The organism is Bacillus sp. ZY-1-1 (assembly GCF_003047165.1).
In the GTDB taxonomy this organism is placed as follows: domain Bacteria; phylum Bacillota; class Bacilli; order Bacillales; family Bacillaceae; genus Bacillus; species Bacillus velezensis.
Genome location: NZ_CP027061.1, coordinates 3,542,288 through 3,556,941, shown reverse-complemented (window position 1 = coordinate 3,556,941; position 14,654 = coordinate 3,542,288). Strand labels below are relative to the sequence as shown.

Annotated in this window: 2 protein-coding genes; both read left to right on the top strand. The window is 52.0% G+C overall.

Annotation, left to right across the window (positions count from 1 at the left end; genetic code table 11):
• Positions 1-9 precede the first annotated feature (9 nt).
• On the top strand, positions 10-10,770 hold the full coding sequence (gene srfAB, locus C5I45_RS20175; RefSeq protein ID WP_107994548.1) for a surfactin non-ribosomal peptide synthetase SrfAB: 10,761 nt from the start codon (positions 10-12) through the stop codon (positions 10,768-10,770).
• 34 nt (positions 10,771-10,804) lie between these two features.
• Positions 10,805-14,641, top strand: coding sequence for a surfactin non-ribosomal peptide synthetase SrfAC (srfAC, locus tag C5I45_RS17795; RefSeq protein ID WP_107994547.1), 3,837 nt, complete (start codon positions 10,805-10,807; stop codon positions 14,639-14,641).
• Positions 14,642-14,654 lie beyond the last annotated feature (13 nt).

Sequence of the window (14,654 nt, the reverse complement as noted above, 5' to 3'; positions counted from 1 at the left end):
AGGTGACATATGAGCAAAAAATCGATTCAAAAGGTGTATGCACTCACACCGATGCAGGAGGGAATGCTGTATCATGCGCTGCTTGATCCGCATTCTTCCTCCTACTTCACACAATTAGAGCTTAGGATTCACGGAAGCTTTCAGCTTGAGCTTTTTGAAAAAAGTGTCAATGAGCTGATTCGGACATATGACATCCTGCGTACGGTATTCGTGCACCAGCAGCTTCAAAAACCGCGCCAAGTCGTATTAGCAGAGCGGAAGACGAAGGTGCACTATGAAGATATCAGTCAATTAGATGAAGCGCGCCAAACCGAATATATTGAACGCTATAAACGCGATGTGCAGCAGCAGGGCTTTCATCTGGCGAAGGATATTCTCTTTAAAGCGGCGGTGTTCAGGCTCAGTGAGAAGGAACTGTATCTCGTCTGGAGCAATCATCATATCGTCATGGACGGCTGGAGTATGGGCGTTTTGATGAAAAGCCTGTTTCAAAACTATGAAGCGCTTCGTGCCGGCCGGCCCGCCGGGGGAAGCCAGGGCAAACCTTACTCTGACTATATCAAATGGCTCGGAGGCAGGGATTATGAGGAGGCGGAACAATATTGGAGCAGCCGCCTGGCGGATTTCGAACAGCCGAGCCTGCTCCCGGGCCGTCTGGCATCAGAAAAGAAAGACTACCAAAATGAAGAATATTCTTTTGTCTGGGATGAAGAGCTGGTCGCGCAGATTCAGCAGACCGCCAACCGGCATCAAGTCACGGGGCCTAACCTGTTTCAGGCCGTTTGGGGTGCGGTGCTCAGCAAATACAACTATACAGACGATGTGGTGTTCGGCACCGTCGTATCAGGCCGTCCTTCAGAAATCAACGGCATTGAAACGATGGCGGGGCTGTTCATCAATACGATTCCTGTCAGAATCAAGATTGACAAAGATGCAGCCTTTTCTGACGTGATGGCGGCAGTTCAGAAAAACGCCGTGGAAGCCGAGCGCTATGATTATGTGCCGCTCTATGACATTCAAAAGCGCTCCGCTCTGGACGGCAGCCTCTTGAATCATTTGGTCGCGTTTGAAAACTATCCGCTGGACAAAGAGCTGGAAAACGGGGGCATGGAGGAAAGACTCGGCTTTTCCATTAAAGTTGAACATGCTTTTGAGCAGACGAGCTTTGATTTCAATCTCATCGTGTATCCGGGAAAAACGTGGACCGTCAAAATCAAATACAACGGAGCGGCTTTCGCACATGATGCCATCGAACGAACGGCGCACCATCTGACCTGCATGATGAAAGCGGCGGTCGGAACGCCTGACGCGCCCGTGCGGGAACTCGGCCTTGTTTCAGGCGAAGAAGAGCGGCAGATTGTTGAGATATTCAATGATACGAAAACGGCGCTTCCGGAAGAGGAGGCCGTTCACCGTTTGTTTGAAGCACAGGCAAACCGGACGCCTGCAAGCATCGCGATAAAAGAAGAGGGACGCGAATGGACCTACCGTGAAGTGAACGAAGCGGCCAACCGCCTGGCGAGACACCTTGTGAAGAGCGGGCTGGAAAAAGGCCGGACCGCCGCTATTATGAACGACCGGTCTGCGGAAACCGTTATCGGAATGCTTGCCGTCCTAAAAGCAGGCGGCGCCTATGTGCCGATTGATCCGGCTTTTCCGGAGGACCGTCTCCGCTTTATGGCGGCAGACAGCTCGATTCGGCTCGTGCTGACAGTTCAGGACTATCAAGAACAAGCGGGCACATTGCAAGTCCCGATTGTCATGCTGAATGAAAGCGCGGATGAAACGGTAAGCGGAACAGACTTGAATCTCCCGGCCGGCGGCAACGACTTGGCGTATATCATGTATACATCCGGATCGACCGGCAAACCGAAAGGCGTCATGATTGAACACAGAAATATCATCAGGCTCGTCAAACCTTCGAATTACGTGCCGGTTCATGAAGAAGACCGGATGGCGCAAACGGGAGCCGTCAGCTTTGATGCCGGAACCTTTGAAGTCTTCGGCGCATTGCTGAACGGAGCGGCATTGCACCCGGTGAAAAAAGAGACGCTGCTTGACGCCGGACGATTCGCCCAATTTCTGAAAGAGCAGCGGATCACGACCATGTGGCTGACGTCTCCGCTGTTTAATCAGCTTGCCCAAAAGGATGCCGGCATGTTTAACACGCTCCGGCACCTCATCATCGGCGGTGATGCGCTTGTGCCGCATATCGTCAGCAAAGTGAGGAAGGCATCACCGGAGCTGTCGCTTTGGAACGGCTACGGGCCGACGGAGAATACGACGTTTTCGACGAGTTTTCTCATTGATCAGGACTACGACGGTTCGATCCCGATCGGGAAGCCGATCGGAAATTCCACTGCGTACATTATGGACGAAAACCGCAACCTCCAGCCGATCGGCGCGCCCGGGGAGCTGTGTGTCGGCGGAAGCGGAGTGGCAAGAGGCTATGTGAATCTGCCTGAATTAACGGAGAAGCAGTTTGTCCGCGATCCGTTCAGACCGGATGAAACGATATACCGGACGGGGGACTTGGCGAAGTGGCTTCCGGACGGCACGATCGAGTTTCTCGGCAGAATTGACAACCAAGTAAAGGTCCGCGGTTTCAGAATCGAGCTCGGCGAAATTGAGGCGAAAATCAGCCAGGCGGAGAATGTGACGGAATCTGCGGCTGTGATCCGGAAAAATAAAGCGGATGAAAATGAAATCTGCGCTTACTTTACCGCAGACCAAGCCCTTTCGCCGGAAGACCTGCGCAAAACGCTTTCGGAATCACTTCCGGAATACATGATTCCCGCGCACTTCATCCAGATGAATCAGTTTCCGCTGACGGCGAACGGAAAGATTGATAAAAAAGCGCTGCCTGAGCCTCAGGCTGAAGCCGTTCAAAAAGAATACGAAGCGCCGAAAACGGAAGCGGAGCAGAAACTCGCGGACATTTGGGAAGGCATTCTCGGTGTAAAAGCGGGTGTGACTGACAATTTCTTCACGATTGGCGGACATTCTTTAAAAGCCATGATGATGACCGCTAAAATCCAGGAGCACTTTCAAAAAGAAGTGCCGATTAAAGTGTTATTTGAAAAGCCGACCATTCAGGAGCTTGCGCATTATTTGGAGCATGAGACCGAGGAGGAACAGCAGTTTGAACCGATCCGACAAGCGCCTTATCAGAAGCATTATCCTGTTTCCTCAGCACAGCGCAGGATGTATATCCTTAATCAGCTCGGACAGGCCAGCACGAGCTACAACGTCCCTGCTGTACTTCTGCTGGAAGGATCAGTAGACAAAAACCGTCTTGAGGAGGCCATGCAGGCATTAATCAACCGTCATGAGACACTGCGTACGTCGTTTGACATGGCAGATGGAGAAGTCGTGCAGACCATTCATAAAAATGTGTCGTTTGAGCTTGAAACCGCCGAGGGCCGGGAAGAAGATGCAGAAGAGCTGACAAAAGCCTTTATCAGGCCGTTTGCGCTCAATCGTGCGCCGCTGGTCCGTTCGAAGCTGATCCGGCTTGAAGAAGACCGGCATCTTCTGCTGATTGACATGCACCACATTATTACGGACGGGAGCTCAATGGGCATTTTCATCGGTGATCTTGCGAAGCTTTATCAAGGCACGGAGCTTGAGCTGCCAAAGATTCATTATAAGGATTTTTCAGTCTGGCAGCGTGAAAAAGCAAATCTTGATCAGCACGAAGCTTACTGGCTTGATACGTTCAAAGGCGATCTGCCGGTGCTGGATCTGCCGCTTGATTTCCCGCGTCCTGCCGAGCGCAGTTTTGAAGGGGAACGCGTCATCTTCGGGCTTGATAAACAGGTGACGGCGCAGATTAAGAAGCTGCTGGCTGATACGGATACGACGATGTACATGTTCTTGTTAGCCGCTTTTCAAGTGCTGCTGTCCAAATATTCGGGGCAGGAAGACATCATAGTCGGGTCTCCGGCGGCCGGAAGACAGCATCCTGATCTCCAAGACGTGCCGGGCATGTTTGTCAACACAGTTGCGCTTCGGTCGCATCCTGCCGGCAAAAAAACGTTCAAGCAATTTCTGGATGAAGTGAAAACGGCGAGCCTTCAAGCTTTTGAGCATCAAAGCTATCCGCTTGAAGAATTAATTGAAAAACTGCCGTTAACGAGGGACACAAGCCGGAGTCCGCTGTTCAGCGTGTTATTTAATATGCAGAACATGGAGATCCCGGCCCTGCGGCTCGGAGATTTGGAGATTTCTTCTTACTCCATGCATCATCATGTCGCTAAATTTGATCTTTCCTTAGAAGCGGCTGAGCGCGGAGAAGAGGTCGGATTGAGCTTTGATTACGCGAAAGCCTTATTTGCGGACGAAACCATCCGCCGCTGGAGCGCTCATTTTGTCAATCTGATTAAAGCCTGCGCCGAAAATCCGGATATTCAGCTGGCCGACGCAAGCCTGCTGTCCGCTCCTGAGCGGGAAGCGCTCCTTTCTGATGAAAAACGGACGGAAGCGGATCTGCCTGAGGGCACTTTTGTTTCGCTGTTTGAACGGCAAGCGCAAAAAACGCCTGATCTCACGGCGGTTGCGGGCGGAACAAGTCTGACATATCTTGAGCTTGATGAACGCTCGAACCGGTTTGCCCGCCACCTTCAGGCTTGCGGAACGGGCAGTGAGGACATCGTGGCCATTATGATGGATCGTTCGGCCGACTTGATTACCGCGATTCTCGGCGTCATGAAAGCCGGAGCGGCATTTCTCCCGATTGATCCGGAGACTCCTGAAGAGAGAATCCGCTACTCTCTCGAAGACAGCGGAACGAAGCTTCTGGTCGTCAATGAGAGAAACATGACCGCGGCCGCCGTTTATAAAGGAAAAACGGTCGTAATGGAAGACGGAGAATGGCAGAACGAAAGCGCCGACCGGCTTGAAACGGAGCCCGGCGCCGACCGGCTTGCCTATATCATTTATACCTCGGGAACAACGGGCAAACCGAAAGGCGTCCAGCTGGAGCACCGCAATCTAATCAATTATGTCACATGGTTCAGCCGTGAAGCCGGTTTGACCGAAGCTGACAAATCCGTGCTGCTGTCTTCTTACGCATTTGATCTCGGCTATACGGCCATATTCCCGATTCTTCAGGCGGGCGGCGAGCTGCATATTGTGCCGAAAGAGACGTACACCGCACCTGATCAGCTTGGTGAGTATATACAGAAAAACGGCATTACGTATATGAAACTGACGCCGTCATTGTTCCATATGATCGTCAATACAGCCCGTTTTACGTCAGAACGCCGTTTCAGCCCGCTTCGTTTAGTGGTGCTCGGCGGAGAAAAGATCATTACGTCCGATGTCCGCAAGTTTCATGACGTATACGCCCATACCGACTTCATCAATCACTACGGGCCGACGGAAACGACGATCGGCGCCATTGCGGAACGGATCAATATGGAGCGTCTTGCTCAATATGAGCAGCGTCCCGTCATCGGCCGCCCGATCGCAAATACCGGCGCGCTTGTATTGGACGGAGCAATGCAGCTCGTTCCTCCGGGCGCAAGCGGCGAGCTTTATATTACCGGGAAGGGGCTTGCCAGAGGATATCTTCACCGTCCGCAGCTGACGGCGGAGAAATTTCTCTCAAAACCTTTTTCACCGGACAGCCTGATGTACAAAACGGGAGATATCGTCCGCAGGCTTCCTGACGGGACGATTGAATTTATCGGCCGTGCGGATGATCAGGTGAAAATCCGGGGCTACCGCATTGAATTAAAAGAGGTTGAAACCGTGCTGTTAAGCGTAAACGGCATTCAGGAGGCGGTCGTTCTCGCAGTCAGCGAAGGCGGGCTGCCGGAACTGTGCGCGTACTTTAAAGCCGACAGCGGGCTGAAAGGCTCTGAGCTTCGCAAACGGCTTTCCGAAACACTGCCGTCTCATATGCTTCCGGCCTATTTCGTGCAAGTAGACCGCATTCCGCTCACAGCCAACGGAAAAACCGATAAAAACGCCCTCCCGAAACCGGGCGTCAGCCAAACGGCGCAAATTGCTTCAGCCTTGCCGGAAACGGAATTGGAGGAAAAGCTGTGCCGCATTTGGAAACAGACACTCGGTACGGATACGCTCGGCATCGACGATAATTTCTTCGATTACGGCGGGCACTCTTTAAAAGGAATGATGCTCCTCGCCAATATTCAGGCTGAACTGGACAAAACGGTTCCGTTAAAAGCGCTGTTCGAACAGCCGACTGTCCGCCTGCTTGCCGCATATATCGAAAAATCGGCGGTATCTGAGGGATATCGGATGATCACACCGGCAGACAGTGCAGACGCGTACCCGTTATCATCCGCCCAAAAACGGATGTACGTTCTGAACCAGCTTGACCGGGAGACAATCAGCTATAATATGCCGTCCGTTCTTCTGATGGAAGGAGAAGTCAATATTTCAAGGCTTCAGAAAGCGCTCAATCAGATGATCAACCGCCACGAATCTTTGCGGACGTCCTTTATCGATCAAAAAGGCCAGCCGATGCAGCAGATCGCAGAACAGGCTGACATTGACCTGCACATCTTTGAAGCAGCGGACGAGGAGAAGGCGGATCTTATCATTCAGGCATTCATTAAGCCGTTTGATCTGAGCGCGGCTCCGCTCATTCGGGCCGCTCTTGTCAGACTGAATGAAAAGAAACACCTGCTGCTGCTGGATATGCATCATATCATTGCCGACGGCGTGTCCAGGAGCATGCTGGTCAAAGAGCTCGCTCACCTTTACAAAGGCGGAAGTCTGCCGTCGCCGAACCTGCACTATAAAGACTTCGCCGTCTGGCAGAATGAACCCGGGCAGGCCGAACGGATGAAAGACCATGAGCGTTATTGGCTCTCGGCATTTTCCGGCGAGCTTCCTGAATTGAATCTGCCGACCGATTTTCCGCGTCCGCCGGTTCAAAGTTTTAAAGGACAATCCGTCCGTTTCAGAGCGGGGCGTCAGACGGAAAAAGCGGTGCGTGAATTAATGGAATCATCGGGAGCGACTCTTCATATGGTGCTTCACGCCGCGTTCCATGTCTTTTTGAGCAAAATCACGGGCCAGCGCGATATCATTATCGGTTCGGTGACCGCCGGAAGAACGAGCGCCGAAGTTCAGGAAATGCCGGGGATGTTTGTCAATACGCTTGCGCTACGCAATGAAACGCAAAAAGAGCAGACCTTCGCCGGGCTGCTCGAACGGGTGAAACAAACCAATCTCGACGCGCTGGCGCATCAGGATTATCCGTTTGAGGAGCTGATCGGAAAGCTTGACCTGCCGAGAGATATGAGCCGCAACCCGTTGTTCCAGGTGATGGTGACGACAGAAGATCCGGATAAAGAAACACTGGAACTGGAGAACCTGCGCATCACTCCGTATGAGTCAAACCAAGGCACGGCGAAATTCGATCTGACACTCGGCGGCTTTACGGATCAAGAAGGTCTCGGCCTTCAGTTTGAATATGCGACTGATCTGTTTAAAAAAGAAACCATTGAAAAGTGGAGCGCCGGGTTCCTGCGGATTCTGAAGCAAGCGGCGGAAAGCCCGGACAGAAAGCTGCCTGAGATTTCACTGATCAGCGATGCTGAAAAACAAGCCCTCCTTGACGCATGGAAAGGAAAAACACTCTCTGTGCCGCAGGACAAAACGGTTCACCGTCTCTTTGAAGAAACGGCCGCCCGCCACGCGAACCGGCCGGCCGCGGCATATAACGGCGCGAAATGGACGTACGGCGAGCTGAACGCAAGGGCGAACCGGATCGCGCGCATTCTCATAGACTGCGGCGTCACGGCTGACGAACGTGTCGGCATTTTGACGAAACCGTCCTTGGAAATGGCCGCGGGCGTACTCGGCGTCCTGAAAGCGGGCGCGGCATTTGTGCCGATTGACCCCGACTACCCACAAGAGCGGATCAGCTACATTCTGCAGGACAGCGGCGCCAAGCTTCTTCTCACACAGGAAGCGCTGGACGTGCCGGATGGCTACACAGGAGAAACGATCCTGCTTGACGGCGGACGCTCCATTCTGAGCCTGCCGCTTGATGAAAACGATGAAGCGAACCCGCAGACTGAAACAACGGCGGATCATCTCGCTTATATGATTTACACGTCAGGAACGACCGGACAGCCGAAGGGTGTCATGGTCGAACACCATGCGCTGGTGAACCTGTGCTTCTGGCATCACGACGCATTCGCCATGACGGCGGATGATAAAAGCGCCAAATACGCGGGCTTCGGTTTTGACGCCTCCATCTGGGAAATGTTCCCGACATGGACCATCGGCGCGGAACTTCACGTCATTGACGAAGCGATCCGGCTGGATATCACCCGCTTAAATCACTATTTCGAGGAGCACGGCGTGACCATCACCTTCCTGCCGACGCAGCTGGCCGAACAATTTATGGAGCTGGAAAATACCTGTCTCCGCATGCTTCTCGTCGGCGGCGACAAGCTGAAGCGGGCGGTGAAACAGCCGTACACGATCGTCAACAACTACGGCCCGACGGAAAACACCGTCGTCGCGACAAGCGGCGTCATCAATCCTGAGGAAGGATCGCTTTCGATCGGACGGGCGATTGCCAATACGAGAGCTTATATTCTCGGCGACGGCGATCAGGTGCAGCCGGAAGGCATTGCCGGTGAATTGTGCGTGGCCGGCCGCGGTCTGGCACGCGGATACCTGAACCGTGAAGAAGAGACGGCGAAGCGGTTTACCGCAGATCCGTTCGTGCCCGGCGAGCGCATGTACCGGACCGGCGACCTCGTCAAATGGAACGCGCAGAGCGGCATCGAATACATCGGCCGTATCGACCAGCAGGTCAAAGTGCGGGGCTACCGGATCGAGCTTTCAGAAATCGAAGTCCGCCTCGCCCAGCTTGCGGATGTTCATGACGCAGCGGTGACGGCGGTGGAAGACAAAGCAGGCAATGCCGCGCTTTGCGCCTATGTCGCGCCTCAGCAGGACGATATTGAAGCGCTCAAAGCCGCGCTGAAAGACACGCTTCCGGACTACATGGTGCCGGCGTTCTGGGTGGAGATGGACGAGCTTCCGGTCACCGCAAACGGAAAGATTGACAAAAAAGCCCTGCCGGAACCGGACATTGAAGCGGGAAGCGCCGCTTACAAAGCGCCGGAAACGGAGATGGAGACGCTGCTTTCCGACATTTGGGAGGAAGTGCTCGGTCTTGATCAGATCGGCGTAAGCGATAATTTCTTCACGCTCGGCGGCGACTCAATCAAAGGCATCCAAATGGCGAGCCGCCTGAACCAGCACGGCTACAAGCTGGAGATGAAAGATCTCTTCCAGCACCCGACCATCGAAGAGCTCGTCTCTTATGTGGAGCGGACGGAAGGCAAGCAGGCCGACCAGGGACCTGTCGAAGGCAAAGCGGAGTTAACGCCGATCCAGCGCTGGTTCTTTGAGAAAAACTTCACGGACAAACACCACTGGAACCAATCCGTCATGCTTCATGCGAAAGACGGCTTTGATCCGGACCTGGTGGAAAAAACCCTGCAAGCATTGATTGAACACCATGATGCGCTCCGCATGGTTTACCGTGAAGAAAGGGAAGGCATCATTCAGACATACCTCCCTGTCACAGAATGCAAGGCAAGCTTTGAAATCGTTGATCTGTACGGAACGGACGAGGATATGCTGAAAAGCCAGATTCAGCGGCTGGCCGATCATCTTCAGGGCAGTCTTGATCTGGAGAACGGCCCGCTGTTAAAAGCGGAGCAATACCGGACAGAACAAGGCGATCATCTGTTAATCGCGGTTCACCATCTCGTCGTGGACGGGGTTTCATGGAGAATTCTGCTTGAGGATTTCGCTTCAGGTTATAAACAGGCGCAGCAGCAAAACAGCATCGTCCTCCCGCAAAAAACCCACTCCTTTAAAGATTGGGCGGAGGCGCTGAACACGTTTGCGCAATCAGAAGAGCTGAAAAAGCAGGCGGATTATTGGGCGCAGGCAGATGCGGAAGAGCTCCGGCCGCTGCCGAAAGACCATGATCCGGACAAACGGCTCGTCAAACATACGGCGGCCGTGAAATGTGAATTGACTGAGGAAGAAACGGCACAGCTGCTGACAGATGTTCATCATCCGTACGGAACGGAAATCAACGACATTCTGCTCAGCGCACTCGGCTTAACGATCGGTGAATGGACGGAAAACGGCAAAGTCGGCATCAACTTAGAAGGACACGGCCGGGAAGAAATCATACCGAACGTCAATATTTCACGGACGGTCGGCTGGTTTACGGCCCAATATCCGTTGATTCTGCAGATCAGCAAGGAAGACGGCGTCTCTTCCGTCATTAAAACGGTAAAAGAGACAGTGCGGCGCGTTCCAGATAAAGGTGTAGGATACGGAATTCTCCGGTATCTGTCATCCGATGAAACAGAAAAAGGCGCCGCGCCTGAAATCAGTTTTAACTACTTGGGGCAGTTTGACAATGAAGTGAAAACGGAATGGTTTGAGCCGTCTCCATATGATATGGGACGTCAAGTCAGCGAAGAGTCAGAGGCGTTATACGCACTGAGCTTCAGCGGAATGGTTACAGGCGGCCGCTTCGTCATTTCCTGCTCATACAATCAGGAAGAATATGAAAGAAGCACCGTCGAAAAACAGATGCAGCGGTTTAAAGACAATCTTTTAATGATCATCCGCCATTGCACGGCCAAAGAGGAGAAAGAATTTACGCCGAGCGATTTCAGCGCGCAGGATCTTGAGATGGATGAAATGGGAGACATCTTTGACATGCTTGAGGAGAATTTAACGTGACAAAAACAGTTAACAGAAGGGGGGAGCGGAGCAGATGAGCCAGTTCAAAAAAGATCAAGTTCAGGACATGTATTATTTGTCGCCGATGCAGGAGGGAATGCTGTTTCATACTCTCCTGAATCCCGGCCAAAGCTTTTACATCGAACAAATGACAATGAAAGTAAAAGGCAGCTTGAATATCAAATGCCTTGAAGAAAGCATGAATGTGATCATGGACCGGTACGATGTATTTCGTACCGTGTTCATTCACGAAAAAGTAAAAAGGCCGGTCCAAGTCGTATTGAAAAAACGGCAGTTTCAGATAGAAGAAATCGATCTGACACACTTAACGGGCAGCGAGCAAGCATCCAAAATTAATGAATACAAAGAACAGGATAAGATCAAGGGCTTTGATTTGACGCGGGATATTCCGATGCGGGCAGCCATCTTTAAAAAATCGGAAGAAAGCTTTGAATGGGTGTGGAGCTACCACCACATCATTTTGGACGGCTGGTGCTTCGGCATCGTCGTGCAGGATCTGTTTAAGGTATACAATGCCCTGCGAGAACAAAAGCCGTACAGCCTGCCGCCGGTCAAACCGTATAAAGACTATATCAAGTGGCTTGAAAAGCAGGATAAACAAGCATCACTGCATTACTGGCGCGGGTACTTAGAAGATTTTGAAGGACAAACGACATTTGCGGAGCAAAGAAAGAAACAAGAGAACGGCTATGAGCCGAAAGAGCTGCTCTTCTCACTGCCGGAGGCGGAAACAAAAGCATTTACCGAGCTTGCAAAATCGCAGCATACCACTTTGAGTACGGCGCTGCAGGCAGTTTGGAGTGTATTAATCAGCCGCTACCAGCAGTCCGGCGATTTGATCTTCGGCACAGTCGTTTCCGGGCGTCCCGCAGAAATCAAAGGCGTTGAACATATGGTCGGGCTGTTTATCAATGCTGTTCCGAGGCGGGTGAAGCTGTCTGAGGATACCACATTTAACGGCTTGCTCAAGCAGCTGCAGGAGCAATCGCTGGAGTCTGAGCCTCATCAATATGTGCCGCTCTATGACATCCAAAGCCAGGCCGATCAGCCAAAGCTGATTGACCACATCATTGTGTTTGAAAATTATCCGCTTCAGGATGCAAAAAATGAAGAAAACAGTGAAAACGGCTTTGATATGGAGGACGTCCATGTTTTTGAGAAATCGAATTATGATCTCAACCTGATGGCTTCTCCAGGTGATGAGATGCTGATTAAGCTTGCCTATAACGGGAATGTGTTTGATGAGGCGTTTATCCTACGCTTAAAATCTCAGCTTCTTACAGCGATTCAGCAGCTCATCCAGAAGCCGGATCAGCCTGTCAATACGATCAGACTTGTTGATGAAAAGGAAAGAGAGCTTCTGCTTACCGGCTTAAACCCGCCGGCTGAGACTCATCAGGCGAAGCCTCTGACGGATTGGTTCAAGGAAGCGGTGAATGTAAATCCTGATGCACCGGCGCTTACGTATTCCGGCCAGACTCTTTCCTATCGCGAATTAGATGAGGAAGCGAACCGTCTTGCGCGCCGTTTGCAAAAGCAAGGTGCGGGTAAAGACACCGTTGTCGCGTTGTACACGAAGCGCTCGCTTGAACTGGTGATCGGCATTCTCGGCGTATTAAAAGCAGGAGCGGCTTATCTGCCGGTTGATCCGAAGCTGCCGGAGGACCGAATCTCGTACATGCTGACTGACAGTGCGGCAGCCTGTCTGCTGACACATCAGGAGATGAAAGAAAAAGCGGCTCAGCTGCCGTATACAGGAACAACACTCATCATCGATGATCAAGCACGGTTTGAGGAACAGGCAAGCGATCCTGCAGCCGCAATTGATCCCGATGATCCGGCGTATATTATGTATACGTCCGGCACAACCGGAAAGCCGAAGGGCAATATCACCACTCATGCCAATATACAAGGATTGGTCAAGCATGTAGACTATATGGCATTTTCTGAACAAGATACGTTCTTATCTGTTTCGAATTACGCCTTTGACGCATTTACTTTTGATTTCTACGCATCAATACTGAATGCGGCACGGCTCATTATCGCAGATGAACATACACTGCTTGATACAGAACGGCTCACTGATCTGATCCGGCAGGAGAATGTCAATGTCATGTTTGCGACAACCGCACTTTTTAATCTTCTCACCGATGCGGGAGAGGAGTGGCTGAAGGGGCTCCGCTGTGTGTTATTCGGGGGTGAGCGCGCGTCTGTGCCTCACGTCAGAAAGGCGCTTGAGATCATGGGGCCTGGCAAGCTGATTAATTGCTACGGGCCGACTGAGGGAACGGTGTTTGCGACAGCTCACGTCGTGCATGATATACCGGATTCCATTTCCTCATTGCCGATCGGAAAGCCGATCAGCAATGCAAGTATTTATATTCTTAACGGGCAAAACCAGCTTCAGCCGTTCGGAGCTGTCGGTGAACTGTGCATCAGCGGAATGGGTGTATCAAAAGGGTATCTGAACCGTCACGACCTGACGAAGCAAACATTTATCCCAAATCCGTTCAAGCCGGGAGAAACGCTTTACCGCACAGGGGATTTAGCACGCTGGCTGCCGGATGGAACGATTGAATACGCCGGGCGTATTGACGACCAGGTCAAAATACGCGGTCACCGGATTGAACTTGAAGAAATCGAAAAGCAGCTGCAGGAATACCCGGGTGTGAAAGATGCGGTCGTTGTTGCAGACCGCCATGAGTCCGGAGATGCATCAATCAACGCCTATCTCGTGAACCGGACGCCGCTTTCAGCTGAAGACGTAAAGAGGCACTTGAAAAAACAGCTTCCTGCTTACATGGTGCCGCAAACCTTTACTTTCTTAGAAGAGCTTCCTTTAACGACAAACGGGAAGGTCAATAAACGGCAGCTGCCGAAACCGGATCAGGCTCAGGCGGCGAAAGAATGGATCGGGCCTCGAAACGCGACGGAAGAAACGATTGCACACATCTGGTCCGAGATTCTCGGCAGACAGCAGATCGGGATTCATGATGATTTCTTCGCGCTCGGAGGCCATTCCTTAAAAGCGATGACGGCAGCGTCGCGCATTAAAAAAGAGCTCGGTACGGACATCCCGGTGCAGCTGTTATTCGAAGCGACGACAATCGCAGACATTGCCGGTTATCTGCTTCACGGTGAAGAAAAAGGAATGAAAGATCTCACCATCATGAATAAAAATCAGTCTGACACACTGTTTGCGTTCCCGCCGGTTCTCGGTTACGGGCTGATGTACCAGCCGCTGGCAAAACAGCTGTCCGGCTATAGAATCTGTGCGTTTGATTTTATCGAGGAAGACAACCGCATCGAACGCTACACAGAGCTGATCAATCAGCTCCAGCCGGAAGGACCGGTCAAGCTGTTCGGATACTCGGCAGGCTGCACGCTCGCCTTTGAAACGGCCAAACGGCTTGAAGCCGAAGGACGTAAAGTGGAGCGGCTGATCATGGTTGATTCCTATAAAAAACAAGGCGTCAGCGACTTGGAAGGCCGCACCGTAGAAAGCGATGTCCAGGCGCTGATGAAGGTAAACCGGGATAACGAAGCGCTGAATGACGAAGCCGTCAAAGAAGGTCTCGCCAAAAAAACAAACGCGTTTTATTCTTATTTCGTGCATACCGTCAGCACCGGCACGGTCAATGCGGATATAGATCTATTAACGTCAGAACCGGACTTTGCGATGCCGCCGTGGCTCGCTTCGTGGGAGGAAGCCACGACAGGTGAATACCGTGTGAAAAAAGGCTGCGGCAGTCACGCAGAAATGCTTCAGGGAGAATGTCTCGAAAGGAATGCGGCATATTTGCTCGAATTCCTAAGGAAGGAACATCCGAAGCTGACAGCTTCACGATAGAAAAGGAGGAAGC

What these genes read in the sequence shown, in the direction of transcription:
- srfAB (WP_107994548.1), top strand. Translation starts at nt 10, where the DNA reads ATGAGCAAAAAATCGATTCAAAAGGTGTATGCACTCACACCGATGCAG.
- srfAC (WP_107994547.1), top strand. Translation starts at nt 10,805, where the DNA reads ATGAGCCAGTTCAAAAAAGATCAAGTTCAGGACATGTATTATTTGTCG.